General features: G+C 71.6%; 25 protein-coding genes. 13 read left to right on the top strand and 12 right to left on the bottom strand.

Going from position 1 to position 24962, the window contains the following annotated elements:
- Positions 1-37: 37 nt before the first annotated feature.
- The 6 genes from ACSSS0_RS01270 (at position 38) to aat (ending at position 5504) form a co-directional block, all read left to right on the top strand.
- Positions 38-775, top strand: coding sequence for an SDR family NAD(P)-dependent oxidoreductase (locus ACSSS0_RS01270; RefSeq protein ID WP_487229749.1), 738 nt, complete (start codon positions 38-40; stop codon positions 773-775).
- On the top strand, positions 772-1866 hold the full coding sequence (locus tag ACSSS0_RS01265; protein ID WP_487229748.1) for an S-adenosylmethionine:tRNA ribosyltransferase-isomerase: 1095 nt from the start codon (positions 772-774) through the stop codon (positions 1864-1866). Before ACSSS0_RS01270 ends, ACSSS0_RS01265 begins: the two co-directional genes overlap by 4 nt.
- A gap of 104 nt (positions 1867-1970) precedes the next feature.
- A complete protein-coding gene (locus tag ACSSS0_RS01260) occupies positions 1971-3137 on the top strand; it encodes a glycerate kinase family protein (protein WP_487229747.1) in 1167 nt (388 codons plus the stop codon).
- 129 nt (positions 3138-3266) lie between these two features.
- Entirely contained in the window at positions 3267-3644 is a 378-nt protein-coding gene (erpA, locus tag ACSSS0_RS01255; RefSeq protein WP_020145450.1) for an iron-sulfur cluster insertion protein ErpA, read from the top strand.
- A 120-nt stretch (positions 3645-3764) separates the two neighbouring features.
- Complete coding sequence (locus ACSSS0_RS01250) at positions 3765-4751, top strand: carbohydrate kinase family protein (RefSeq protein WP_435985747.1); 987 nt, start codon at positions 3765-3767, stop codon at positions 4749-4751.
- Between the two features lie 78 nt (positions 4752-4829).
- Positions 4830-5504, top strand: coding sequence for a leucyl/phenylalanyl-tRNA--protein transferase (aat, locus tag ACSSS0_RS01245; protein WP_435985748.1), 675 nt, complete (start codon positions 4830-4832; stop codon positions 5502-5504).
- Here the strand turns inward: aat and ACSSS0_RS01240 are convergent.
- Both ACSSS0_RS01240 and ACSSS0_RS01235 read right to left on the bottom strand, forming a co-directional pair.
- Positions 5473-5730 carry a sulfurtransferase TusA family protein gene (locus tag ACSSS0_RS01240; RefSeq protein WP_487229746.1) on the bottom strand — a complete coding sequence of 86 codons (258 nt, stop codon included), beginning with the start codon at positions 5728-5730 and terminating at the stop codon, positions 5473-5475. The genes aat and ACSSS0_RS01240 overlap by 32 nt on opposite strands.
- The gene (locus tag ACSSS0_RS01235; RefSeq protein ID WP_487231173.1) at positions 5727-6872 is read right to left on the bottom strand and encodes a cysteine desulfurase family protein; all 1146 of its coding nucleotides are present in this window, start codon (positions 6870-6872) and stop codon (positions 5727-5729) included. The genes ACSSS0_RS01240 and ACSSS0_RS01235 overlap by 4 nt, the downstream gene beginning before the upstream one ends.
- A 331-nt stretch (positions 6873-7203) precedes the next feature.
- Between ACSSS0_RS01235 and ctaC the strand changes: the two genes are divergently transcribed.
- Genes ctaC through ACSSS0_RS01220 form a run of 3 tightly spaced genes read left to right on the top strand, consistent with a single transcriptional unit; the run spans position 7204 to position 10315 of the window.
- A complete protein-coding gene (gene ctaC / locus ACSSS0_RS01230) occupies positions 7204-8130 on the top strand; it encodes an aa3-type cytochrome oxidase subunit II (RefSeq protein ID WP_435985750.1) in 927 nt (308 codons plus the stop codon).
- Positions 8130-9908, top strand: coding sequence for an aa3-type cytochrome oxidase subunit I (gene ctaD, locus ACSSS0_RS01225; protein ID WP_487229745.1), 1779 nt, complete (start codon positions 8130-8132; stop codon positions 9906-9908). The genes ctaC and ctaD overlap by 1 nt, the downstream gene beginning before the upstream one ends.
- Positions 9909-9913: 5 nt before the next feature.
- Positions 9914-10315 (top strand): cytochrome c oxidase subunit 4, encoded by a 402-nt coding sequence (locus tag ACSSS0_RS01220; protein ID WP_435985752.1) that lies wholly within the window; start codon positions 9914-9916, stop codon positions 10313-10315.
- Positions 10316-10384: 69 nt separating this feature from the next.
- Here ACSSS0_RS01220 and ACSSS0_RS01215 read toward each other — a convergent pair whose 3' ends face one another.
- From ACSSS0_RS01215 to ctaE, 7 genes are all read right to left on the bottom strand, one after another.
- Complete coding sequence (locus ACSSS0_RS01215; RefSeq protein ID WP_487229744.1) at positions 10385-11242, bottom strand: NAD-dependent epimerase/dehydratase family protein; 858 nt, start codon at positions 11240-11242, stop codon at positions 10385-10387.
- A 287-nt stretch (positions 11243-11529) separates the two neighbouring features.
- Positions 11530-11880, bottom strand: a complete 351-nt coding sequence (locus tag ACSSS0_RS01210; protein WP_435985754.1) for a metallopeptidase family protein — start codon at positions 11878-11880, stop codon at positions 11530-11532.
- Positions 11881-11962: 82 nt separating this feature from the next.
- Positions 11963-12559, bottom strand: a complete 597-nt coding sequence (locus ACSSS0_RS01205; RefSeq protein WP_487229743.1) for a DUF2231 domain-containing protein — start codon at positions 12557-12559, stop codon at positions 11963-11965.
- A 177-nt stretch (positions 12560-12736) separates the two neighbouring features.
- Complete coding sequence (gene qcrB, locus ACSSS0_RS01200; protein ID WP_435985756.1) at positions 12737-14500, bottom strand: cytochrome bc1 complex cytochrome b subunit; 1764 nt, start codon at positions 14498-14500, stop codon at positions 12737-12739.
- Positions 14497-15606, bottom strand: a complete 1110-nt coding sequence (gene qcrA / locus ACSSS0_RS01195) for a cytochrome bc1 complex Rieske iron-sulfur subunit (protein ID WP_435985757.1) — start codon at positions 15604-15606, stop codon at positions 14497-14499. The genes qcrB and qcrA overlap by 4 nt, the downstream gene beginning before the upstream one ends.
- A gap of 49 nt (positions 15607-15655) precedes the next feature.
- Positions 15656-16465, bottom strand: coding sequence for a cytochrome bc1 complex diheme cytochrome c subunit (gene qcrC, locus ACSSS0_RS01190; protein WP_487229742.1), 810 nt, complete (start codon positions 16463-16465; stop codon positions 15656-15658).
- Between the two features lie 61 nt (positions 16466-16526).
- Complete coding sequence (gene ctaE / locus ACSSS0_RS01185) at positions 16527-17189, bottom strand: aa3-type cytochrome oxidase subunit III (protein ID WP_487229741.1); 663 nt, start codon at positions 17187-17189, stop codon at positions 16527-16529.
- Between the two features lie 213 nt (positions 17190-17402).
- Here ctaE and ACSSS0_RS01180 point away from each other — a divergent pair, with 213 nt between their 5' ends.
- Both ACSSS0_RS01180 and trpD read left to right on the top strand, forming a co-directional pair.
- Positions 17403-17873 (top strand): response regulator, encoded by a 471-nt coding sequence (locus ACSSS0_RS01180; RefSeq protein ID WP_435985759.1) that lies wholly within the window; start codon positions 17403-17405, stop codon positions 17871-17873.
- Positions 17874-17876: 3 nt separating this feature from the next.
- Positions 17877-18926: an anthranilate phosphoribosyltransferase gene (trpD, locus tag ACSSS0_RS01175; protein ID WP_435985760.1), complete on the top strand. Its 1050-nt coding sequence runs from the start codon at positions 17877-17879 to the stop codon at positions 18924-18926.
- Between the two features lie 79 nt (positions 18927-19005).
- On the opposite strand, the gene ACSSS0_RS01170 is transcribed toward trpD, so the two are convergent.
- Positions 19006-19290, bottom strand: coding sequence for an Lrp/AsnC family transcriptional regulator (locus tag ACSSS0_RS01170; protein WP_435985761.1), 285 nt, complete (start codon positions 19288-19290; stop codon positions 19006-19008).
- A gap of 19 nt (positions 19291-19309) precedes the next feature.
- Positions 19310-21109 (bottom strand): DEDD exonuclease domain-containing protein, encoded by a 1800-nt coding sequence (locus tag ACSSS0_RS01165; protein WP_487229740.1) that lies wholly within the window; start codon positions 21107-21109, stop codon positions 19310-19312.
- A 262-nt stretch (positions 21110-21371) separates the two neighbouring features.
- On the opposite strand from ACSSS0_RS01165, the gene ACSSS0_RS01160 reads away from it, so the two are divergent.
- Positions 21372-21716 carry a hypothetical protein gene (locus ACSSS0_RS01160; RefSeq protein ID WP_487229739.1) on the top strand — a complete coding sequence of 115 codons (345 nt, stop codon included), beginning with the start codon at positions 21372-21374 and terminating at the stop codon, positions 21714-21716.
- Between the two features lie 57 nt (positions 21717-21773).
- The gene (locus ACSSS0_RS01155; RefSeq protein ID WP_487229738.1) at positions 21774-23132 is read left to right on the top strand and encodes a hypothetical protein; all 1359 of its coding nucleotides are present in this window, start codon (positions 21774-21776) and stop codon (positions 23130-23132) included.
- Between the two features lie 4 nt (positions 23133-23136).
- Here ACSSS0_RS01155 and ACSSS0_RS01150 read toward each other — a convergent pair whose 3' ends face one another.
- Complete coding sequence (locus ACSSS0_RS01150; protein WP_487229737.1) at positions 23137-24927, bottom strand: AMP-dependent synthetase/ligase; 1791 nt, start codon at positions 24925-24927, stop codon at positions 23137-23139.
- Between the last annotated feature and the right edge of the window lie 35 nt (positions 24928-24962).

Raw genomic sequence — 24962 nt, 5'->3', positions numbered from 1 at the left:
CTGTGGCCATCGACCCACGACCACCACAGGAGTCATGATGCCCACCGCACTCGTCACCGGCGCCACCCAGGGCCTCGGCCGGGCCCTCGCCGAGGCCCTCGCCGTCCGCCGCTGGGACCTCGTCGTCACGGCCCGCGACGCCTCGCGCCTCGCCGAGACCGTCTCCTCCCTGCGCGACCACGGTCACGTCGTCGTCGGCCTGTCCGGCGACGTCAGCGACGCCGTCCACCGGGAGGAGCTCGCGGTCGCCGTCACCGCGCTGGCAGGGCCCGGCGGCCTCGACCTGCTCGTCCACAACGCGAGCACGCTCGGCCCGGTCCCGCTGCGCCCCCTGACCGACCTGACGACGGACGCCCTCGCAGCCGTGCTCGCCGTCAACGTCATCGCCCCGCACGCACTGACCCGCTCGCTCCTCGCGTCCCTCGAGACCGCGGGAGGGACGGTCATCGCCATCTCGTCGGACGCCGGCGTCGAGCACTACGAGACGTGGGGCGCCTACGGCGCGAGCAAGGCCGCGCTCGACCACCTGACGCTGACGCTGGCGGTGGAGCTGCCGTCCGTCCGGGCGTACGCCGTCGACCCCGGCGACATGCGCACCGCGATGCACCAGGCCGCGTTCCCCGGGGAGGACATCGGCGACCGCCCGCTGCCGGAGGAGGTCGCCGTCCCCGCGATCCTGGCGCTGCTCGCGTCGCGGCCCGCGAGCGGCCGGTACCGGGCTGCAGACCTGCTCGCGGCCGGTTCGGCGGCCGGCTCGGCGGCGGTGGCCTCGTGACCGCGACCCTCGCGCACGCGCCGCACACCGTCTTCCGCGTCACCGACGACCTCACGGCCGACGCTCCACCCGAGACGAGGGGTCTCGGTCGGGACGGCGTACGCCTCCTCGTCGCCTCGGAGCCGACCTCGGACGGGGTGCACGTCGAGCACACGACCTTCGCCGCGATCGGTGACCACCTCGCGCCCGGCGACCTGCTCCTCGTCAACAACTCGGCCACCGTGGCGGCCGAGGTCGACGGTCGGGTGGCCGGACGAGGAGCCGTCGTCGTCCACGCCGCGACCGCGCTCGACGACTGCACGTGGGTCGTGGAGCTGCGCACCGCGCCCGACGCCGCGCACCCGGTGCTCGACGCCCTGGAGGGCGACGTCGTCGAGCTCGGGCCGGGCGGTCCCCGGCTGCGCCTCGAGGCCCCCTACCCGAGGCCCGACTCGTCGCCGACGGGCCGCGGCAACCGGCTGTGGCGAGCGGCCGAGCTCGACGACTGCACCCTCGCGGAGCACGTCGCGGCGCACGGCAGACCGATCGCGTACGGCTACCTCCGCTCGAGGTTCCCGCTCGAGGCCTACCAGACGGTCTTCGCCCGGCTGCCGGGCAGCGCCGAGATGGCCAGCGCCGCAAGGCCGTTCACCGCCGACCTCGTCACCGCCCTCGTGTCCTCGGGGGTACTCGTCGCCCCCGTGACGCTGCACACCGGCCTGTCGTCGCAGGAGGCGGGGGAAGCGCCGCAGCCGGAACGGTTCGCCGTGTCGGGGGAGACGGCCGCCCTCGTCAACCTCGTGCGCGACCGCGGCGGGCGGGTCGTCGCGGTCGGCACGACCGCGACCCGGGCCATCGAGTCGGCGACCGCCCCGGACGGTCGGGTGCACGCCGCGGCCGGATGGACCGAGGTCGTCATCTCGCCGGACCGGCCTGCCCGCGTCGTCGACGGGCTCGTCACCGGCTGGCACGACCCGGACGCCTCGCACCTGCTCCTCGTCGAGTCGGTCGCGGGGGCCGAGCTGGCCCAGCGGGCGTACGACGAGGCGGTCGCGCACCGCTACGCCTGGCACGAGTTCGGCGACGCCGGCCTCTTCCTGCCCCACCGCTGACGGGGCGCCGTCGCCGGTTCGAGGTGATCAGGGCACCCTGTGGCGCCCACGACCACCTCGAACCGGCACCCGGCGGCGACCACGGCAGTGGGAGGATGCCGGACGTGCACGTGATCATCGCCCCCGACTGCTACACCGGCACCCTCACCGCGTCCCAGGCCGCGGCCGCGATGGCCGAGGGCTGGGGACGCACCGCCCCGGGGGACCGCCTGACCCTCGTGCCCCTCTCCGACGGCGGACCGGGCTTCGTCGACGTCCTCTCCGAGACCCTCGCCGGCGAGGTGCACGCCGTCGTGACCACCGACCCGCTCGGCCGCGAGGTGCCCGGCACGATCCTGCTGACGACGGGCGCGGGCGGCCGGACGGCATACGTGGAGTCGGCGCAGGCGGCCGGGCTGCACCTGCTCGCCCCCGACGAGCGCGACCCCACCCGCACGTCCACCTCCGGTGTCGGGACGCTCGTGCTGGCGGCCCTCGACGCCGGCGCCCGGCGCGTCGTCATCGGGCTCGGCGGCTCGGGCACCAACGACGCGGGGGCCGGCCTGCTGGCCGCCCTCGGCGTGGGTCCTGCCGCCCGCCTCGGGCACGGAGGCCTGGCGCTCGCAGCGGCGACGCCCGACGACGTCGCCGGCCTGGACGCCGCGCGCGACCGGTTGCGCGGCGTCGACCTCGTCATCGCCAGCGACGTCGACTCGCCGCTGCTCGGCCTCAAGGGCGCGAGCGCGGTCTTCGGGCCCCAGAAGGGCGCGTCCGAGGAGGACGCCCAACGGCTCGAGAACGCGTTGGGCCACTTCGCGAGCGTCGTGGCGAGGGTGCGCCCGCCCGCCAAGGACCTGCTGACCGGCACCCTGCTCAAGCCCGAGCGCGAGCCGGGCGCCGGGGCCGCGGGCGGACTCGGCTACGCCCTGCACCTGCTCGGTGCCCGCCGGGTGTCCGGGGTGGAGGCCGTGCTCGACGCCGTCGGGTTCGCCGACCTCGTGGCCTCCGCCGACCTCGTCGTCACCGGTGAGGGCAGCTTCGACTGGCAGTCGCTGCGCGGCAAGGTCGTCGTCGGTGTCGCCGAGGCCGCCGCGCGCGTCGGCGTGCCGGTCATCGCCGTGCCGGGCCAGTCGCTCGTCGGCCGCCGCGAGGCGATGACGGCCGGACTCTCAGGGGTGTATGCCGTCGCGGAGCGTCCCGACCAGGTCGCAGCCGCCCTCGCCGAGCCCGCCGCACGCCTCGCCGACCGCACCGCCCGCGTCGCGCGGACGTGGTCGCCGTCCACATCCTGAGCCGCCGGAACGGGGGAGGATGCACGGATCGAGTGGGTCCCGACGTATCCTTGGAGGCGTCGGGAACACATCCGGCGCGGCATGGGTTCTCACTTCCGACCCATGCTCCACGACGTGAAGGACCAACACATGAGTGTCGAGACGAACGCATCTCCCGCCGAGGTTCAGACCGAGGCTCCCGCCCACGGTGTCGTCCTGACGGACGTCGCGGCCACGAAGGTCAAGAGCCTGCTCGAGCAGGAGGGTCGTGACGACCTCCGTCTGCGTGTCGGTGTCCAGCCCGGCGGATGCTCGGGCCTGATCTACCAGCTCTACTTCGACGAGCGCAGCCTCGACGGTGACCTCGTCCGCGACTTCGACGGCGTCGAGGTCGTCGTCGACCGCATGAGCTCGCCCTACCTCGAGGGCGCGACGATCGACTTCGCCGACACCATCGAGAAGCAGGGCTTCACCATCGACAACCCCAACGCGGGCAGCAGCTGCGCCTGCGGCGACTCCTTCAGCTGAGCCGCCTGCGCCACGGCGCACACCGCACCGCACGTCCGAAGGGCCCGACCGTCACGGTCGGGCCCTTCGTCGTCCCCGGGTCGGCGTCGGCGACGCCGTGATCCCGGGTAGGTTCGTGCTGTGCAGATCGCCATCACCGGTTCCATCGCGACCGACCACCTCATGACCTTCGACGGACTCTTCGCCGACTCGCTCGTCGTCGAGCAGCTCGACAAGATCTCCCTGTCGTTCCTCACCTCGGACCTGCAGGTCCGACGGGGCGGGGTGGCCGCGAACATCGCGTTCGGCATGGCCAACCTCGGACAGCGCCCGCTGCTCGTCGGGGCGGTCGGTGAGGACTTCACCGACTACCGCAGCTGGCTCGAGCGCCACGGCGTCGACTGCGGCGCCGTGCACTACTCCGAGTCCCAGCACACGGCACGCTTCATCTGCACCACCGACCGCGACATGGCCCAGATCGCCACCTTCTACGCGGGCGCCATGACCGAGGCCCGTGACATCGAGCTCGCGCCGGTCGCCCAGCGCGTCGGCGGGCTCGACCTCGTCGTCGTCGGCGCCAACGACCCCGAGGCAATGCTGCGCCACTCCGACGAGTGCCGCTCGCGCGGCATCCCGTTCGCGGCCGACCCCTCGCAGCAGCTCGCCTTCTGCGACGGGCCGACCATCGCGCGCCTCATCGACGGCGCCGAGTACCTCTTCACCAACGAGTACGAGAGCCACCTCGCCTGCCAGAAGACCGGCTGGAGCGAGGACGAGCTCGCCGACCGGGTCCGCGTCCAGGTCAAGACCCGCGGCAAGGACGGCGTCACGGTGCGCGTGCGCGGCGAGGAGCCCGTCGAGGTCGGGATCGCCCGTGAGGTGCGCAAGGCCGACCCGACCGGTGTCGGCGACGCCTTCCGGGCGGGCTTCCTCACCGGGCTCGCGGCCGGGCTCCCCGTGAGGCGGTGCGCCGAGCTCGGCTCGATGCTCGCCACCTACGTCATCGAGACGATCGGGACGCAGGAGTACGCCCTGGGCAAGCAGCGCTTCCTCGAGCGGCTGGCAGACGCCTACGGTGCCGACTCCGCCGACGAGATCGGGCCCCACATCACGTGTCCACGGCCATGACGCCGTCGCCGGCCCGGCGCTGACGGTCACCACGAGCCGCTGAGCAGCCCACCCCCACGACAGCCGGGAGCCCCGTCAGTGCCCACGCCGCCGCCGCCCACCCCCTGGGACTTCGCGCTCGACCGCGTGCCCCCGGGGGAGGACCTCATCGGCATCGGCGCCGACCTCGACGTCGCGACGCTCTTCGAGGCGTACTCCGTCGGCGTGTTCCCGATGGGGATCGGCGACCACGGCGCCGAGCCGATCGGGTGGTGGTCACCGGACCCCCGGGGCATCCTGCGGCCGCGTGAGCTGCGGGTCAGCCGGTCGCTCCGCAAGGCGGTGGCCCGTTTCGAGGTGCGCGTCGACACCGACTTCCGCGCGGTCGTCGAGGCGTGCGCGGCACCCGACCGCGACGGTCGCTGGATCACGCCCGCGATCGTCGACGCCTACGTCGGGCTCCACGAGGCCGGGTGGGCCCACTCGGTCGAGACGTGGCTGGACGGCGAGCTCGTCGGCGGGCTCTACGGCGTGGCCATCGGCGGCCTCTTCGCGGGCGAGTCGATGTTCCACCACGAGCGCGACGCCTCGAAGGTCGCCCTCGTCGGCCTGCGCGACCTCCTCATCACCGACGGGGACCCGCGACGGCTCGTCGACGTGCAGTGGCAGACGCCGCACCTGGCCACGCTCGGCGTGCGTGAGGTCCCGCGCGACGAGTACCTCGCGATCCTGCCGACCGTCCTCAGGGCGCCCCTGCCGGCCTGCTGGGCCTGACGATCTCGACGACGTATGCCGTGTGGTCGCCCTCCGCGCGCGCCTCGACGAGGCGGTGGCCGCGCATCCGGCACCAGGCCGGGATGTCGTGGGCGGCGGCGGGGTCGGTGGCCAGCACCGTGACGCTCGCGAGGTCGGGCCGGTCGCGGACGAGCCGGGCGAGGCGGATGACGGGCAGCGGACAGCGCTCCCCACGCGCGTCGACGACGGCCGGGTCGTCGGTCACAGGTCCCCGACCCCGAGCTGGTCACGCACGGCCCGGACGGTCGGTGCGATGGCGGCCGTGAACTCGCTGACGTCGTCGGCGAGCGAGGGGGAGACTGCGGGCAGGGGCAGCGTCACCCGGACGTTGCCGTGGGTCAGGACCCCCATCGCCGCGAGGACGTGGCTCGGCTCGAGCGTGCTCGACGTGCAGGCCGACCCGCTCGCCACGGCGAAGCCGGCCGTGTCGAGGGCGCCGACGACGGTCTCGCCGTCGACGTAGAGGCTGGAGAAGGTGACGACGTGGGGGAGCCGGTCGTCCGGATCACCGACGACGACCGTGTCAGGCACTGCGGACGCGGCTCGGCGGATGTCGTCGACGAGCGCGCGCGTCACCTGCCTGTCAGCCGGTCCGGTGGCCGACGTCTGCTGCCACGCCTCGGCCGCGGCGAGCGCCAGCGGCACCCACGGCGTGACGTCCGCGCGACCGTGCTCGACGTCGGCCCGGGCCTCCGACCAGTGCCAGCGCACGCCCTCGCGCACGACGAGCACGCCGAGCGGGGGCCCGCCCCACGAGCGTGCGTCACCGACGAGGACGTCCCAGTCGGCAGGCACGTCGTCGCGTCCGAGGGACGCCGTCGCGTCGACGACGAGGGGTGTGCCGTGGGCGGCGGCCGCGTCGCGAGCCGCGGCGAGAGGCTGGCGGGTGCCCACCTCGCCGTTCGCGCTCTGCAACGCCGCGACGACGGTGCCCGGGACCGCCAGGGCGCTGCGCCACGCGTCGAGGTCGAGCCGACCCAGGGGGTCGACGGCGACCTCCGCGAAGAGGGACGCGTCGTCGGCCGCGGCCGCCCGGGCCCGGCCCGGCACGAGGACGGCGGAGTGCTCCACCGCGGAGGCCACGGTGCGCGCCCCACGCCGGCGGGCGGCATACGCCAGCCCGTCGACGGCCCGGGCCAGGGCGGTCGGCCCGCTGGGCAGGAAGCTCACCTCGCCGGGGCGGACCCCGAGGCCCGCGGCGACGATCTCACGGGACCGGTCGAGCAGGGCCCGGGCCCGGCGGCCCTCGGCGTGCAGGCGGGCGGGGTCGGCCCAGCCGACCTCGACCGCGGCCAGCAGGGTGTCGCGGGCGACGGGGTGGAGCGGGCCGGACGACGCGTCGAGCAGCCGGCGCGTGGCGGGCGAGCGGGGCGGCGCAGGTGCCGGCGCAGGTGCCGGCCCAGGGGCCGGCGCAGGAGCGCGCTGAGGGTCGCGCTGAGGGTCGCCGGGGAGCCCGCCGGGCGCCTGCTGGGAGCCTCCGGAAGGGGACGACGGGCCGGGTCCAACGTTCGTGCCCGGATCGTGACTGACCACGGCGCAACGTTAGCCGCCCCCTGCGGACACCGTCAGGAGTGGGACGGTAGGGTTGCGCCGTGGGCCTTTGCTGCCCAGACGGTTTGACGTGAACACGTTCGACGCGCGCCCTGCGCGCCCACGTACGGAACGAAAGGTGCACCTGGTGCCTGAGCACGAAGACACCCCAGCGGCGTCGCCGGTGGTGACGACGGTGGATGGTCGGACCGGGCGGCGACGCACGGGTCTGCGCATCGCCGGGATCGCCGGTATCGCGGCACTGGCCCTCAGCGGTTGCCAGGGACAGGTGTCCAACGGATACCTGCCCCCCGTGGTTTCCGACAGCGGCCAGCGGGTCACCGACCTCTGGATCGGCAGCTGGATCGCGGTCCTGGCCGTCGGCGCCGTCACGTGGGGCCTGATGCTCTATGCCGCCATCCGCTTCCGCAAGCGTCGGGGCGACGAGACCCTTCCCGTCCAGCTGCGCTACAACGTGCCGATGGAGATGCTCTACACGGTCATCCCCGTGTTCATGGTGGCCGTCTTCTTCTACTACACCGCGCGTGACGAGGCCCGCCTCGTCGACACGAGCACGAAGAAGGACCTCACGGTCAGCGTCGTCGCCAAGCAGTGGAGCTGGGACTTCAACTACGTCGACTCGAACGTCCACGAGACCGGTGTCCACACCGAGCTCGACGGCACCGAGGGCAAGCGGGCCCAGATGCCCGTGCTCTACCTGCCCGTCAACAAGCGCGTCGAGTTCGTTCTCAACGCCCGCGACGTCATCCACAGCTTCTGGGTCCCCGCGTTCATGATGAAGATGGACATGCTCCCGGGCAAGACCAACAAGTTCCAGCTCACGCCCACCCAGGTCGGCACCTTCCAGGGCAAGTGCGCCGAGCTCTGTGGCGCCTACCACTCGCAGATGCTCTTCATGGTCAAGGTCGTCCCGCAGGCCGAGTACGACCAGGAGATGGCCCGACTGAAGTCCATCGGCCAGGACGGCCTCATCCCCGTCGACGTCAGCCGCGAGAAGATGGTCCAGGCCGACATCGACAAGATCCCCGCACCGGCTCGCACTGGGAGCAACTGATGACCTCCGCAACGTACAACCGTGAGGCGCAGGCCCCGAGCACGACCGCCGCGGCCCGCCCGCGCCTGGCCAAGGGCCAGACGTTCGTCAAGTGGGTGACGACGACCGACCACAAGGTCATCGGCAACCTCTACTTCATCACGTCGTTCATCTTCTTCCTGCTCGGCGGGCTCATGGCCCTGCTCATCCGCGCCGAGCTCATCGCGCCCGGCCTGCAGGTCGTCGACAACCCCGAGCAGTACAACCAGCTCTTCACGATGCACGGCACGATCATGCTGCTGCTCTTCGCGACGCCGCTCTTCGCCGGCTTCGCCAACGCCGTGATGCCGCTGCAGATCGGTGCGCCCGACGTCGCGTTCCCGCGCCTCAACATGTTCGCGTACTGGCTCTACCTCTTCGGTGGCCTCATCGCGTCCGTCGGCTTCCTGACGCCTCAGGGCGCGGCCGCCTTCGGCTGGTTCGCCTACGCGCCGCTGTCCGACGTCAGCTACTCGCCCGGCGTCGGCGGTGACCTCTGGGTCTTCGGCCTCGCGCTCGGTGGTTTCGGCACGATCCTCGGCGCCGTCAACTTCATCACGACGATCATCTGCCTCCGCGCGCCCGGCATGACGATGTTCCGGATGCCGATCTTCACGTGGACCGTGCTCATCACGTCGCTGCTCGCGATCCTCGTCTTCCCGATCCTCGCGGCCGCGCTCTTCGCCCTCGGTGGTGACCGGCGCTTCGGGATGCACATCTTCGACGCCGAGAACGGTGGGGCCATGCTGTGGCAGCACCTGTTCTGGTTCTTCGGGCACCCAGAGGTCTACATCATCGCGCTGCCGTTCTTCGGCATCATCAGCGAGGTGCTGCCGGTCTTCTCGCGCAAGCCGATCTTCGGCTACAAGACCCTCGTCTTCGCCACGATCGCCATCGCGGCCCTGTCGGCGAGCGTCTGGGCGCACCACATGTACGTGACCGGGCAGGTACTCCTCCCGTTCTTCGCCGTCATGACGATGCTCATCGCCGTGCCGACCGGTGTGAAGTTCTTCAACTGGATCGGCACGATGTGGGGCGGCAAGGTCGTCATGGCCACCCCGATGCTGTGGTCGATGGGCTTCCTCGTCACCTTCCTCTTCGGTGGCCTGACCGGCATCATCCTGTCCAGCCCGGCACTCGACTTCCACCTCTCCGACAGCTACTTCGTCGTCGCGCACTTCCACTACACCGTCTTCGGCACCGTGGTCTTCGCGATGTTCGCCGGCTACTACTTCTGGTGGCCCAAGCTGACCGGCCGGATGCTCGACGAGACGCTCGGCAAGATCCACTTCTGGATGCTCTTCATCGGCTTCCACATGACGTTCCTCATCCAGCACTGGCTCGGCGTCGAGGGCATGGCCCGCCGCTACGCCGACTACCTGCCGGAGGAGGGCTTCCAGCTCGCGAACATCGTCTCGAGCGTGGGTGCGTTCCTGCTCGGCGCCTCGATGATCCCGTTCGTCTACAACGTCTGGAAGACGTGGCGCACGGCCCCGCTCGTCGAGTCCGACGACCCGTGGGGCTACGGCGCGTCGCTCGAGTGGGCCACCTCGTGCCCGCCGCCGCGGCACAACTTCACGTCGCTGCCCCGCATCCGGTCCGAGCGTCCCGCGTTCGACCTGCACCACCCCGAGGCCGCTGCGGGCGTCGCGCCCGTCGCCGACCAGGGCACCCTCGTCCAGGTCATGGGCCCGGCCGACGTCGCCGGGTCCGAGAAGGCCCCCGCCAGCCCTGCCAGCACCGAGAAGCGTGAGGACTGATCCCGATGCGTGTCGAGACCAAGCTCTTCCTCTACCTGTTCGTCTTCTTCGTCCCCGTCGTGCTCATGTACGGCTTCTGGTCCAAGTGGGAGGAGCCGATCGGCGTCACGGCGCTGATCCTCACCGCCCTGCTGTTCGCCCTGACCGGCTTCTACCTCTGGATGACCGGCAAGAAGCTGCCGCTGCGCCCCGAGGACAACGCCGCCGGTGAGATCGAGGACGCCGAGGGCAACTACGGCTACTTCGTCGCCAGCTCGTGGACGCCGCTGTGGCTCGCCGGCTCCGGCGCCATCATGTTCGCCGGTCTTGCGATCGGCTGGTGGCTCTTCATCATCGGCGCCGTGTTCGCGATCGTCGCCGTGTGCCTGTGGGTCTTCGAGTCCTTCTCCGGCGAGTACTCCATCTGATCGCCATCTGAACGTAGGAGGGCCCCGGTCGTCGACCGGGGCCCTTCGTCGTTGTCCTGCGGCAGCTCGTCAGGCCGGGAGCCCTTGGCGCCAGCCGTGGCGCGGCTCGAAGCCGATGAGGCGTCGGGCCAGGGCGTTGGACAGCAGGGTCTCGTGCCCCGCGAGCTCGCCCCGGATCTCGACGTCCGGGAAGACCTCGTGCATGAGGGCGGCACTCGGCGTCTCCATGATCGTGTCGTCGGCGGCGATGATGACGTTGACCGAGCCCGTCGTGTCGGCCTCCAGCGCGTCGCGGCACGAGGCGGCGGCGTCGCGCACGTCGATGTAGCCCCAGAGGTTCCACATCCGGCCCCTCGCGTCTCCCTGGAAGGACGGGACGCGTCGGTAGTCCTCGTCGGTGAAGATGTTGGAGAAGCGGAGCCCGACGAAGGGGATGCCGCTCCACGTGCTGATGTGCTCGGCCATCGTCTCGGAGAGCACCTTGGACAGGGCGTAGGTCGACTCCGGGTGCGGGTAGTGCGCCTCGTCGACCGGCGCGTAGCGCGGGGGAGTGTCGGGACCGAAGGCCAGGCCCAGGGTCGTCTCGCTCGAGGCCCACACGACCCTGCGCAGTCCGAGGGTCTGCGCGGCGAGGAAGACGTGCGCGTTCATCGTCGTGTTCTCGGTCAGGGTCCGTGCGGCAGGCCGCAGACCGGGAGCCGGGATGTTGGCCAGGTGCACGACCGCGTCCGCCCCGTCGAGGACGTCGACGACCTGCCCGTGGTCGGTGAGGTCTGCCCGGAGGTATGCCGTGTCGAGGCCGTCCGGTGGCGGCGTCCGGTCCGTGGCGGTGACCCGGTAGCCGTGCTCGAGCAGGTCGGCGACGGCGGCTCGCCCGGCCTTGCCGGCGGCCCCGGTCACGACGATGTGCTGCGGTGATGACGTCATCGCCCAACCCTAACGACGTGACCTCTGGAGCCGGACAGCGCGAAGGGGAAGGCCGTGGGCCTTCCCCTTCGATCCGACCCTGACCTTCACGGTCCGAGCGGCTCGCAGTGCGATCGTGTGGGAGAGAACATCTGACGCACCTCCATCCGATCGGTTGAACGGTTCCTCGACGGTATCTCCGGCCGGCTGCGACGTAAAGGGGCGCTCCGTGCGGGTCCGACAAACTGTCCCGGGTGCGAGACGGCACGCTGCGGGCGTGGCCGGGGACGGTGGGGATGTGGCGGACCTCAGCCCCAGCCCAGCTCGTGGAGGTGCTCGTCGTCGATGCCGAAGTGGTGGGCGACCTCGTGGACCACGGTGATGGCGATCTCCTCGCGCAGCTGGGCGGCCGTGTCGCACATGCGCTCCAACGGGCCCTGGAAGATGGTGATGCGGTCGGGGAGCGAGCCGGCATCCCACCAGCCGTCGCGCTCGGTCAGCGGCGTCCCGTCGTAGACGCCGAGCAGGTCGGGGTCGTCGGGCGGGGGCTCCTGCTCGACGAGCACGACGACGTTGTCCATCGCCCGCGCGAGCTCTTCGGGGATCGAGTCGAGGGCATCGCCCACGGCCTCCTCGAACTCCGCCTCGGACAGGTGCATGGGCCGAGTCTGTCACGACGCCGCGGAAGCGTTCCGGCCACCACTGCCGTGGCTCACGGCGCGCAGCGCCACGCTCAGCGGCTCAGTCGTCGTCGCCGCCCCCGGCGGGCGCGGGGGTCTGCGACACGGGGTCGGACCACGCCGCCTGCGCGCCGCTGTGGCCGATGCGCACCACCTGGACGGTCGTGCCGAGCGCTGCGACGAGGCCCACGACGGCGCCGCCGACGAGGAGCCGGCGGGGCACGAGCGAGGAGCGAGCCGAGCCCTCGGTGGCATCGGTGGCATCGGTGGCGTCGGGGGTCCGGCCGGTCCGGCCGGATGGTGTCTCAGCAGCGGCGGTGCGGAGAGCGCGCCGCTCGCGCCGCGCCACGACGAGGAGCAGGACCGCCACGACCGCGAGGCCGACGACCCAGGGCAGCAGGCCCTCTGCAAGTTCCGAGTGCGTCTCGATGAGGTCACTGCGCCCGACCCGGCGCTCGAGCGACTCGCCCGACTCGGTCGACAGGGGAGTGAGGACCACGGCGAGGACGGACAGCGCCAGGGGCATCCATCCGGCCCAGCGGCGGAAGCGGGGCCACACGGCCGCCAGCAGCACCGCGAGGGCAGCGGCCGGGACGACGACGGTCGTCGCGTGGACGACGAGCGGGTGGACGGGGAGACCGAAGATCGTGTCGAGCATGGACCTGCCTGTCGTTCGGGGACGGGGTGCAGCCGTGCGCCCAGATGCTCTCGACGACATCTCAGAAAGTTCTCATAACGGGCAGGCCGGCCCCAGAACCCGGCCCGAGACGCCGAGAGGGACCTCCCGCGGTGGGAGGTCCCTCTCGTGTCGTTCTCGCCGGACGGCGATCCGGCGTCAGCCGTGCTGCTTGTCCGCCTTGATCGTCTCCCGCTCCTGGCCGGCCCCTGCGGACTCGATGGCCTCGTGCGCACCGTCGGGTGCCGCCGCGTGGTCGTCGTGCTCGTGGTGGGCCGCCTCGAGCTCCGACGGGGTGGCCGGGGCGACGCGGTCGCGGAAGTAGAAGTTCGAGAACTTCGCGCGGAGGCGCTCCTTGCGGGCGATCGGGCTGTCGACGCCGTTGGCGTCCTTGCCCGCGGTGAGCTGGAGCGGCTCGAGGGACTCGTGCTGGACCAGGACCCAGCGCTCCTCGGGCGTGAGCGGGGCGTGGATCTCCTCGAACCGGCCGTCGGCGTGGCGCCAGATCGTGCCGGTCTCGCGACCGTGCAGCACCTTCTGGCGGTCGGCACGCTGCAGGCTGAGGCAGATCCGCTTGGTGATCCAGAAGGCGACCGGCGGCGCCACGAAGAAGAGCACGCGCAGCGTCTGCGTGATGTCGTTGATCGACAGGTGCAGCTTGATCGCCATGAGGTCGTTGCCGGCGGCGAGGAAGAGCACGACGTACATCGAGATGCCGGCGATGCCGATGGCGGTGCGGGTCGGGGCGTTGCGCGGTCGGTCGAGCAGGTGGTGCTCGCGCTTGTCACCGGTCACCCAGGACTCGACGAACGGGTAGACGCCGATGATGGTCCACATCAGGGGCAGCAGGACGAGCGAGCCCGGGAAGATGTTCATGCTCCACGTGAAGCCGAACGTCTCGAACTCGAGGAAGCCGGGCAGCAGTCGCAGCGCGCCGTCGGCGAAGCCCATGTACCAGTCGGGCTGGGAGCCCGCGGTGATGGGGGAGGGGTCGTACGGACCGTAGGCCCAGATCGGGTTGATGGTCACGACGGCCGAGATGAGGGCGATGACGCCGAAGACGATGAAGAAGAAGCCGCCGGCCTTGGCGACGTACACCGGCAGGAGCGGGTAGCCGACGACGTTCTTGTTCGTGCGACCCGGTCCGGGGAACTGCGTGTGCTTGTGCAGGAACACGAGCAGGATGTGCGCCGTGAACAGGCCGACGAGGATCGCCGGGATGAGCAGCACGTGTGCCGAGTACAGACGCGGGATGATCGCCTCGCCCGGGAACGCCCCACCGAAGATGAAGTACGACATGTAGGAGCCGATGACCGGCGCCGACTGGATGAAGCCGTTCATGGCGCGGATGCCCGTGCCCGAGAGCAGGTCGTCGGGGAGCGAGTAGCCGGCGAAGCCCTCGATGCAGGCCAGCAGCGACAGGATGGTGCCGAAGACCCAGTTGATCTCACGCGGCTTGCGGAAGGCACCGGTGAAGAAGACGCGGGCCATGTGGACGAAGACCGACACGACGAAGATCAGGGCGGCCCAGTGGTGGATCTGCCGGATGAGCAGACCGCCGCGGATGTCGAAGGAGATCGCGAGCGTCGAGCGGTAGGCGTCCGACATCGTCACGCCCTGGAGCGGGACGTACGAGCCGTCGTAGACGACCTGGCTGGCGCTGGGCACGAACCAGAACGTCAGGAACGCGCCGGTCAGCAGGCAGACGATCATCGAGTACATCGCGATCTCGCCGAGCATGAACGACCAGTGGTCGGGGAAGACCTTCTTGGCCAGGAAGGAGACACCCTTCGCGCCACCGAGGCGGTCGTCCATCCACCCCGCGATGCCGCCGAGCGGCTTGGTGGAGGAGGCGCGCTCGTCGGCCTGGCGGTCGCCGGCGCGGAGTGCGTCGGCGGGACGAGTCTCGTTGATGGTGCTCATCGCGCACGCTCCCAGAAGCTCGGTCCCACGGGCTCTGCGAAGCCTGCGGGGGCGACGAGGTATCCCGCGTCGTCGACGGTGATCTTGAGTTGCGGCAGCGGCCGCTTGGCCGGGCCGAAGATGACGGCGCAGTCCTCGGTGAGGTCGAAGGTCGACTGGTGGCACGGGCAGAGCAGGTGGTGCGTCTGCTGCTCGTACAGGCCGACCGCGCAGCCCACGTGGGTGCAGATCTTGGAGTAGGCGACGACGCCGTCGACGCCCCAGTCCTTGGCCTTCTGCACCTTGATCAGGTCGGGGTCGAGGCGGATGAGGATGACCGCCGCCTTGGCCTTGGCCTCGAGGACGTGCTTGCCCTCGTCGATGTACTTCTGGAGGGTCTCGGGCATCACGTGGAAGACCGAGCCGGACGTGACCTCGTCCAGACGGATGGGCGTCATCTCCGGGTCACGCATGAGCCGGATCGGCTTGCCGTCGTTGTCCTCCGGGTCCCAGATCGTGTGCTTGAGCTCCTCGATGGTGACCGGTCCGAGCGAGCCGGCGACCTGCAGGCCGAGGGGGAGGATGAAGAGGCCGAGCGCGCCGCCGAGGGAGTACTTGAGCAGCGGGCGACGGTTGAGTTGGGTGGACTCGACACCTTCGGCGACGACGGCAACGGCCTTGGCGCGCTGCTCGGGGGTCGAGGCCTGCTCGTGGCGTTCCTCGACGACCTCCTCGTCGGACATCAGCGTCTTGGCCCAGTGCACGGCGCCGATGCCAATGAGGAAGATCGAGAAGCCGAGCGAGAGGCCGAGTACGACGTTCTGCGTCTTGGCCAGGCCGACGCCGGGGAAGAAGAAGGTCGCCTCGTCGGGCACGGCGAAGTAGCTGACGACGAACACGAGCGTCGCGAGCATCGACAGCCCGAAGAGCGTCGCGACCTGGCGCTCGGCGCGCTTCGCGGCGGCGGGGTCGTCGTCGGCGGCCCGGTGGACGTGCGGGGGAAGACCGGGGTTCTCGAACTGGTCGACGTCGGTGATCAGCGACGCCGGCAGCAGGTCGTGTCCGTCACTGGACGCCGGGACGAGAGACGTGCTCTTCCCGTGGTCCGTGGTCTCGTGGTCGTTCATCGGGTCGTGGTCCTGTCGTCGTTCGTGATCGGGACGATGCAGCGCGGGGTCATGCGGCCTTCTTGCCGAGCCAGACGGCACAGCCGATGAGGATGCCGAGCGCGAACACCCAGGCGAAGAGGCCCTCGGACACCGGGCCGAGGTTGCCCAGCGTCAGTCCACCGACGTTGGTCGCGTTCTCCTGGGCCTTGAGGTAGGAGATGACCTTCTGCTTGGACTCGGGCGTGATGTTCATGTCGTTGAAGACCGGCATCGACTGCGGGCCGGACACCATGGCCTCGTAGATGTGCTTCGGCGTCACGCCGTCGAGCGCCGGGGCGTACTTGCCCCGGGTCAGCGCGCCGCCCGCGCCGGCGAAGTTGTGGCACATGGCGCAGTTGACGCGGAAGATCGCGCCGCCCTCGGCGATCGCCTTGTTGTTCTCGGGCGTGCCGGGCTCGATGACCGTCGTGTACTTCTCCTCCGGGATCGCCGGGCCGGGGCCGAGCGACGCGACGTAGGCCGCGAGGGCGGAGATCTGGGCGTCGTCGAACTTCACCTTGTTCTGGGGAGCCTGGACGTTCGGGCCGGCGAGCGGCATACGGCCGGTACCGACCTGGAAGTCGACCGACGCGGCACCCACGCCGACGAGCGACGGGCCGGACTTCGTGCCCTGGGCGCCGACGCCGTGGCAGCTCGCGCAGTTGGCGATGAAGAGGTCCTTGCCCTTGGCGACGTCGTCGGCCGCAGCCGTCGGGGCGGACGCGTTGGCGTCCTTGGGGGCGAGGAAGGAGTAGGCGCCACCGGTCACGAGGAGGCCGAGCAGCAGCAGCACCGCGATCGCGGCGGGGTGTCGGCGTCGGGCGGCCAAGGCGTTCACTGTGGGTTCCTGTCGTCCATGGAGGTGGGGTTCGGGTTCGGCTGTGCGCTCATGCCGGAGGTCAGCGCAGGATGTAGATGGTCGCGAAGAGCGCGATCCACACGACGTCGACGAAGTGCCAGTAGTACGACGTGACGACGGCGCCCGTGGCGTTGGCGTGCGTGTAGCGACGCGTCGTGAACGTGCGGGCGATGATGAGCAGGAAGGCGATGAGGCCACCGGTCACGTGCAGACCGTGGAAGCCGGTCGCCATGTAGAAGACCGAGCCGTAGGCGTCGGAGCTCAGCGTGACGTTCTCGTGGACGAGCTCGGAGTACTCCATGACCTGGCCGGCGATGAAGAAGGCGCCGAAGAGGTACGTCAGGACGTACCACTCGCGCATGCCCCAGCCCTTGATGTCGAGCAGCTTGCCGGTGCGTGCCTTCTGGCCGCGCTCGGCCTTCCAGACGCCGAGCTGGCACCACACGGAGGAGATGACGAGCACGAGGCAGTTGACGCTCGCGAAGGGCAGGTTGAGCTTCTCGGTCTGCAGCGCCCAGAGGTCACCGCGGACCGACCTGAGCTGGAAGTAGACGGCGAAGAGACCCGCGAAGAACATGAGCTCGCTGGAGAGCCACACGATGGTGCCGACGGCAACCATGTTGGGGCGGGTCGCCGGCCCGTGATGGGCCGGATTCGCTACTGCGCTTGAAGGAACTGCCGATGCTGTCGCCACGTTGGACATTATTCCCACATTCCTGTCCGGCTGTGCGAGGGACCCCCCGCTTCGGGGCCCTTTCTCGCGCGGGTGTAGAGGATTCGTGACCATTCCGACACGAACCCTGAACAGCCGTGTCGTGGGCCGTCCGGGACCACCCTCCCACGTCGCCGTCCCGGGGCGTCTCGCGGGTGGGAGGTCCGTGCGGGCGCCCGCGACCCGCCCGGTAGCATCGGTCGCATGACCGCCTCGAACGACAGCGCAGCACAGGGCACGTCCACCGACATCGCGACGACGACCGGCGCGCAGCGGCCGGTGGCGCGGGTCAGCGTGCTGCTCTACAGCGACGACGTCACGACCCGCGACGCGGTGCGCGCGGCGGTCGGTCGTCGCCCCGCCAAGGACGTCGAGGTGGTCCGCTGGCACGAGTGCGCGACGGCCGACGCCGTGATCAGCTCCGTCGAGTCCGAGCGGTTCGACATCCTGGTCCTCGACGGCGAGGCCGCGAAGGTCGGCGGACTGGGCCTGGCCCGTCAGCTGAAGAACGAGATCTTCGAGTGCCCGCCGATCATCGTGCTCACGGGCCGTCCGCAGGACAGCTGGCTCGCCGCCTGGTCCCAGGCCGACCTGGCCGTCCCGCACCCGCTCGACCCGATCGCGCTGACGTCGGCCATCGCCACGCTCGCGCGTTCGGGCGTGCCCACGGCCTGACGCATGGCGCCCGACGCGACGACCTGGCCCGCACTGCTGACCGACCTGATCGCCGGTCGTGACCTCGACCGGACGACGGCCGAGTGGGCCATGGCGCAGATCATGACCGGTGAGGCCACGCCGTCACAGGTCGCGGGCTTCCTCATCGGCCTCCGGGCCAAGGGCGAGAGCATCGAGGAGATGCGGGGCCTGGCCGAGCAGATGCTCGCCCACGCGCGTCGTATCGAGGTGCCGGGCCCGAGCCTCGACATCGTGGGCACCGGCGGCGACCGGGCCCACACGGTCAACATCTCGACGATGTCCTCGATGGTGGCGGCCGCCGCCGGCGTTCGCCTCGTCAAGCACGGCAACCGGGCTGCGTCGTCCTCGTCCGGCTCGGCCGACGTGCTCGAGGCGCTCGGCATCGACCTGTCCCTGCCTCCGGAGCGCGTCGTCGAGGTGGCGTCGGAGGCCGGCATCACCTTCTGCTTCGCCCAGACCTTCCACCCCTCGTTCCGTCACACCGCGGTGCCGCGCCGCGACCTCGGGATCGGGACGGCGTTCAACTTCCTGGGCCCCCTGACCAACCCGGCCCAGCCCACGTATGCCGCCGTGGGCTGCGCGGACGCCCGCATGGCCCCGCTGCTGGCCGGAGTCTTCGCCCACCGCGGCAAGGACGCCGCGGTGTTCCGCGGCGACGACGGCCTCGACGAGGTCACCGTCTCGACGACGACGCACGTCTGGTGGGTCCGTGGTGGCGCCGTCACCGAGCGTTCGCTCGACCCCACGCGCCTCGGGCTCGAGCTGCACCCCATCGAGGAGCTGCGCGGCGGCGACGCCGCGCACAACGCCGGCGTGGTCCGCGACGTCTTCGCCGGTGCCCCCGGAGCCGTCCGGGACGCGGTGCTGCTGAATGCCGGCATCGCCCTCGCGCTGACGCGCCCGGACTCCGGGGCGTCGGAGAGCGACTTCGACGGCGACGTGCGTGCCGGGATGGACCTCGCGGCGGAGGCCATCGACAGCGGCGCCGCGACGAGCCTCGTCGATCGCTGGGTCGCAGCCACCCGACGCTGACCCCTTCGGCTCAGCGGTCCGTGGCGGTCCGTGCAGTGCGGCGGTGGTCCCTCCGCGAGCCGGCCGACGTCGGGTCGGGCTAGTCGCCCTCGAGGCCGAGGCTGAAGGCTGCCTCGAGGTCGTGCGAGGAGTAGGTGCGGAAGGCGATGTGCGTCGACGTGCCGACGATGCCCTGCACCTTGTTGAGCCGGTCGGCGATGACGTCGGCGAACTCCTCGTGCGCCTTGACCCGCACCATGGCGATGAGGTCGGCGTCGCCCGTCACCGAGTAGACCTCGGACACGGCCGGGATGTCCGCGATGGCCTCGGCCACCTCCGGGATGCGGTCGACCTCGCAGCTGATCATGACGATGGCGGTGATCACGACAACACCCTAGCCGGGCCTACCCGGCCCGACGCAGGCCGCCGCCCCTGCCCGGACGGGCGGCGCGACCGGGCCGGCCTCCGTGGGCCGCGCCACCGCGGAGTCCCGGGACGTCGTGATCGAAGCCGACGACGTCGTGCGCCGACGCGACCGCGGGCTCGAGCTCGCTGCGCACCGAGCCGGCGCCGCCGACGGGGCACGTCCAGGACCCCTCGAGCTCGACGATGCGCACGCCCGGCGCCTCGAGCCACCGGAGCAGGATCTCGGTCTCCTCGGTGAGGGCGGACGGGCGGTCGGGCGTCGGTGCCGGCACGACCTCGGCGGTCGCCTGCATCGAGTGGACGTAGGGCATCGGATCGGCGCCTCGCGGGCTCACGGCAACGCCGGCCATGCGGCCGTGGCGGATGGAGACGAGCTCCCACCCGCCGAGGTCGCTGCGGCGCGCGGCGATGATCTCGGGGGAGCGGACGAGCGGGGCGAGCCGTTGTGCGCGGGCCGCCCCGCGGACGAGCTGGAGGAAGCGGTCGCGCACCCGGGCCGCGTCCTCGAACCGCTCCTGGGAGGCCAGCTCCTCGAGGCGGACCCGGAGCAGCTCGGCGCTCGGTCGGGCGTTGCCGGTGAAGATGGCGCGGCACTCGGCGACGACGACGGCGTAGTCGCCCTCGGACTGCGCCCCGGTGCACGGTGCGCCGCAGCGGCCCATGTCGGCGAGGGCGCAGGCGGTGCCGCGGCCGGTGAGCCGACCGGTGCACTGGCGCAGCGGCACGACCTCGTGGACGGCGTCGATGGCCGCCTGGGCCGTGGCCCTGGAGCGGAACGGCCCGATGTAGTGGGCGCCGTCGTCGCGGACCTGCCGGACGATCGACAGGCGGGGGAAGCGCTCCTGCGTGAGCTTGACCCACATGACCTTGCGGCCGTCCTTGGACCGGCGGTTGAAGCGTGGCTTGTGCTCGTCGATGAGCCGCAGCTCGCGCACCTGCGCCTCGAGGGAGGTCTGGCACACGACCGGGTGGACGACGTGGGCGAGGCGCACCATCTCAGCCATCCGGCTGCGTTGCTCGGAGGCCGTGAAGTAGGTGCGCACCCGGGTGCGGATGTCGCGGCTCGTGCCGACGTAGAGGACGCGGTCGCTGCCGTCCTTGAAGAGGTAGACGCCGGGGGCGCTCGGCAGCGGGTCGGCGAGGAAGCGCTTGCGTCGCTGTGACGGAGTGACCCGCGAGCTGTAGCTCGAGAGCTCCTCGAGCGTGTGCACGCCGAGGTTGCCGACGCGCTCGATGAGTCCGTGGAGCACGTCGACCGTCGCGCGCGCGTCGTGCAGGGCACGGTGGTCGGGGGCGGTGGTGGAGCCGAAGACCTGGGCGAGCGAGGAGAGCCGGTGGTTGGGCGACTCGTCACGCACGACGAGCTGGCGTGCCAGCTGGAGCGTGTCGAGGACGGGGAAGCCGGGCCACGGAGCGCCGACGCGCGCGGCTGCCGCCTTGAGGAAGCCGATGTCGAATCCGGCGTTGTGGGCGACGAGGACGCTGCCGGCCGCGAACTCGAGGAAGGCGGGCAGGGCGCTGTCGATGCGCGGCGCGTCGCGGACCATCGTGTCGGTGATGCCCGTGAGGACGGAGATGAACGCCGGGATGGGCTCGGCCGGGTTGACGAGGGTCTGGAACTCGCCGAGCACCTCGCCGCCGCGCACCTTCACGGCGCCGATCTCGGTGATGCCGCACTGAGCGGGCGAGCCGCCGGTGGTCTCGAGGTCCACGACGACGAACGTGACGCCGGCGAGGGGTGTGCCGAGGTCGTCGAACGTCGCCTGGATTGCCTGCATGACCTCGACGGTATGCCGGGGTGCCGACAATGCCTCGGAGGCGCGTCGGTCGCAAGCCCTTCTGGCACAAGGGGGCCGGGCCCGTCCCCTCGTCACGGTGTCGTGCCCCGGGACTCCGCGGGCGCGACTCGACAACCGGTTCCGACGCAGCAGGTGGGCGCCGGGAGGCGACTCGACGGCCGGTCGCGTCGGGGCAGTGTCAGTGGGCCCGCCTAGCGTCTTTCACGACAGATCGCAACGAGAGACGAAGGGTTGGACCACGATGATGCTCGTCGACTGCCAGACCTGCCCGGTGCGGGACGTCCACTGCGCAGACTGCATGGTGACCGCGCTGACGGCGATCCCGCTGCGTCCGGGAGCGACCGCACCCGGCGCCGACACCGAAGGCCGGGGCCGCGCGGGGACGCGTCCCGGCCGTCCGCGCGCGGTCGACGACCGCCGCGACGTCGACGGGGTCATGACCGCACCGCTCGACCGCGCCGAACGACGGGCCGTGTCGGCCTTCGTCGCGGCCGGACTGGTGTCCGCGTCCACCGCCAACGCCGCCCGGGCGGAGCTCGAGCCGGCCGAGGTCGTGACGCACCACCGAGCCCGACGCGCCGTCTGAGGCGCACCGTTCCGGCGACAGGACCCTGGCGACAGGTCCGCGTGACACGATGTCGCGGTGTCGAGCACCCGTCGTCGTGGACAGGCGAGGTCTGCGGCCTCGGCGGCGCTGGCAGCCCTCACGGCCCTGGCCCTCGCGGCGTGCACGGCGGTCGGCTCGGGACCGGCCACGTCGTCCACCGCGGCCGCTGGCGCGACGTCTCCCGGCGACGCCGTCGCCACCACCTCCGACTTCACCCCGGAGGCGTGGGCGGCCGCCCGTCAGCGCGCGGTCACGGACCTGCTGCGCAGGCGCTTCGCTGCCGCCGACCGGGCGGACGAGGCCGGCTGGCTCGCGCCGCTGCAGGGCGCGTCCTCCGCGTCCCTGCGCACGAACCAGGCCGCGGTGCTCGACCGCATGACGCGCATGCGGGTGGGGAGTGTCCGGCTCGTCGGCGTCCGGGAGACGACCGCCCCGGTGCCGGCCGCGCGGGGGACCGCGGTGGAGTGGGACGTCAGGGCGAGCCTGACCTACCGGCTTCGCGGCTTCGACTCCGCGCCGCGATCCTTCGACCTCGACCTCACCTTCAAGGCCGACCCGGCCCGTCCGGCCGGTCTCGCCATCACGGCCTCGGCTCCCTCGGGGCGACCGCAGCCGTGGGACCTCGCCGGCCTCGTCGTCAGGAGGTCGGACACCGCTCTGGTGCTGGCCGTGGGCGACGACGAACGGGTCGAGGAGGTGGTCCGCCGGGCGCGCACGGCGGCCTCGCGTGTCGCGACCGTGTGGGCAAGCGTGCAGCCCGCCGTCTGGATCTCCCCGGCCACCGATGCCGACGCGGCCAGGCTGCTCGACCGCACGGCCGGCGAGCTCGACGGCGTCGCAGCGGCCACGGACGGTCCGCTGACGCCGGGAGAGCGGGCCGGGGCGGACCGCATCGTGCTCGTCCCCGGGGCATGGGTCTCGCTGCGTCCCGACGGACGCGACGTCGTCATGACGCACGAGCTGACCCACGTCACGGTGCGGGCCTCGACGACACGGGCCGTGCCCGTCTGGCTGTCCGAGGGCTTCGCCGAGCTCGTCGCGTACGAGCCGATCGACCTGCCTGAGGCAACCGTCGTCGCTCCGGCGCTCGACCGGGCCCGGGCCGCAGGTGTGCCTCGGGCCCTACCCGCCGACGCCGACTTCGACCCGGGCACCCACGCGCTCGCGGCGGCATACGGCCTCTCGCTGCTGGCGCTGCGTACGCTGGCCGACGCGCACGGCACCCAGGCCGTCGTGCGTCTCTACCGGGCCGCCGCCGGCGGGCTCGACGTCCCGACCTCCCGGCTCGACGACCAGGAGGCGGCTGTCGACGCGGCCCTGCGGAGCGCGACCGGGACCACCCGGTCAGCCCTCGTGGGGGACTGGCAGGCGCGCATCCGCGACCTGCTGCGGTGAGCCCTCAGGCGTAGAGCTTCTCGACCTCGTCGGCGTAGTCCTTCATGACGACGTTGCGCTTGAGCTTGAGCGACGGCGTCAGGTAGCCGTTGGCCTCGGTGAAGTCGCCGGGCAGCACGGCGAACTTGCGGATCGACTCGGCCTTGGAGACGGCCTCGTTGGCCCGGTCGACGGCCTCCTGCAGCGCCTCGAGCACCTTCGGGTCGGTGCGGGCCTGGTCGAGCGACACGCCCTCGACGCCGTGCGTCTTGGCCCAGAGGGGCCACATCTCCTCGTCGAGCGTCAGGAGGACGGCGACGAACGGCTTCTGGTCGCCGACGACGATGCACTGGGAGACGAGGGGGTGCGCGCGCAGCCGGTCCTCCAGCACGGCCGGGGCGACGTTCTTGCCGCCCGCCGTCACGAGGATCTCCTTCTTGCGGCCGGTGATCCGGAGGTAGCCGTCGTCGTCCATCTCGCCGATGTCACCGGTGCGGAACCAGCCGTCGACGATGGCGTCGGCGGTCGCGGTCGGGTTGTCGTGGTAGGCGCTGAAGACGCCGACACCCTTGAGCAGGATCTCGCCGTCGTCGGCGATCCGGATGCCCGTGCCGGGCAGTGGCGGTCCGACGGTGCCGATCTTGATCTTGTCGGGCGTGTTGACCGCAACGGGCGCCGTCGTCTCGGTGAGGCCGTAGCCCTCGAGGATGACGACCCCGATGCCCCGGTAGAAGTGGCCGAGGCGCGTGCCGAGGGGTGCCCCGCCGGACACGGCGTAGCGCACGTGCCCGCCCATGGCCGCCCGCAGCTTGCTGTAGACGAGACGGTCGAAGACGGCGTGCTGGATGCGCAGCGCCAGGCCGGGCCCGCCGGCGTCGAGCGCCTCGCTGTAGGCGATGGCGACGGTGGCTGCGCGCAGGAAGATCTTGCCCTTGCCCTCGGAGGCGGCCTTCGCCTCGGCGGAGTTGAAGATCTTCTCGAAGACCCGAGGGACGGCGAGGACGAAGGTCGGCTGGAAGCCGGCGAAGTCGTCGAGCAGGGTCTTGATGTCGGCCGAGTGGCCCATGCGTGCGCGGCCCTCGACGCAGAGCACCTCGATGAAGCGGGCGAAGACGTGCGCGAGGGGCAGGAAGAGCAGGGTCGAGGCGTTCTCGGTGAGGACGACCTGGCCGAGCTTCTCGATGGCGTTCTCGGCGAGGTCGAGGAAGTTCCCGTGGGTCAGCTCGCAGCCCTTGGGCCGCCCCGTCGTACCCGAGGTGTAGATGATCGTCGCGACCGACCGTCGGTCGAGCCCGGCCCGGCGCGCAGCGAGGTCGGCGTCGGTGACCTCGCGGCCCTTCTCGCGCAGGGCGTCGAGACCTCCGGCGTCGATGGTGACGACGTCACGGAGCGACGGCAGCTCGCCGCGGACCTGGTCGACGGTGGAGCGGTGGGCGTCGGTCTCGACGACGACGACGTGGGTGTCGGAGTCCGAGAGGATCCACTGGACCTGCTCGGCCGAGGAGGTCTCGTAGATCGGCACGACCACGGCGCCGGCGCTCCAGGCCGCGAAGTCGACGAGGGTCCACTCGTAGCGCGTGCGCGACATGAGGGCCACGCGGTCGCCGGGCAGGAGACCGTCGGCGATGAGGCCCTTGGCCACGGCCGCCACGTCGTCGGCGAACTGGGACCACGTCACGTGGGTCCAGCCACCGGAGGGCGTCTTGCGGGAGAACGCGGTGTCGCTCGCGTTCTCCGCGGCGTTGCGCACGGGGAGGTCGGCGAGGCTTCCCTCCGTCGTGACGGGGGCAAGTGGTGCGACGACGTTGTCCTTCACTGTCACTCCTGATGGCGGGGCCGGGGAACTGTGCT

It is taken from the genome of Terrabacter sp. R4-6 (assembly GCF_057529065.1).
The sequence above is the reverse complement of the archived record's forward strand: the minus strand, read 5'-3'. Positions and strand labels throughout refer to the sequence as shown.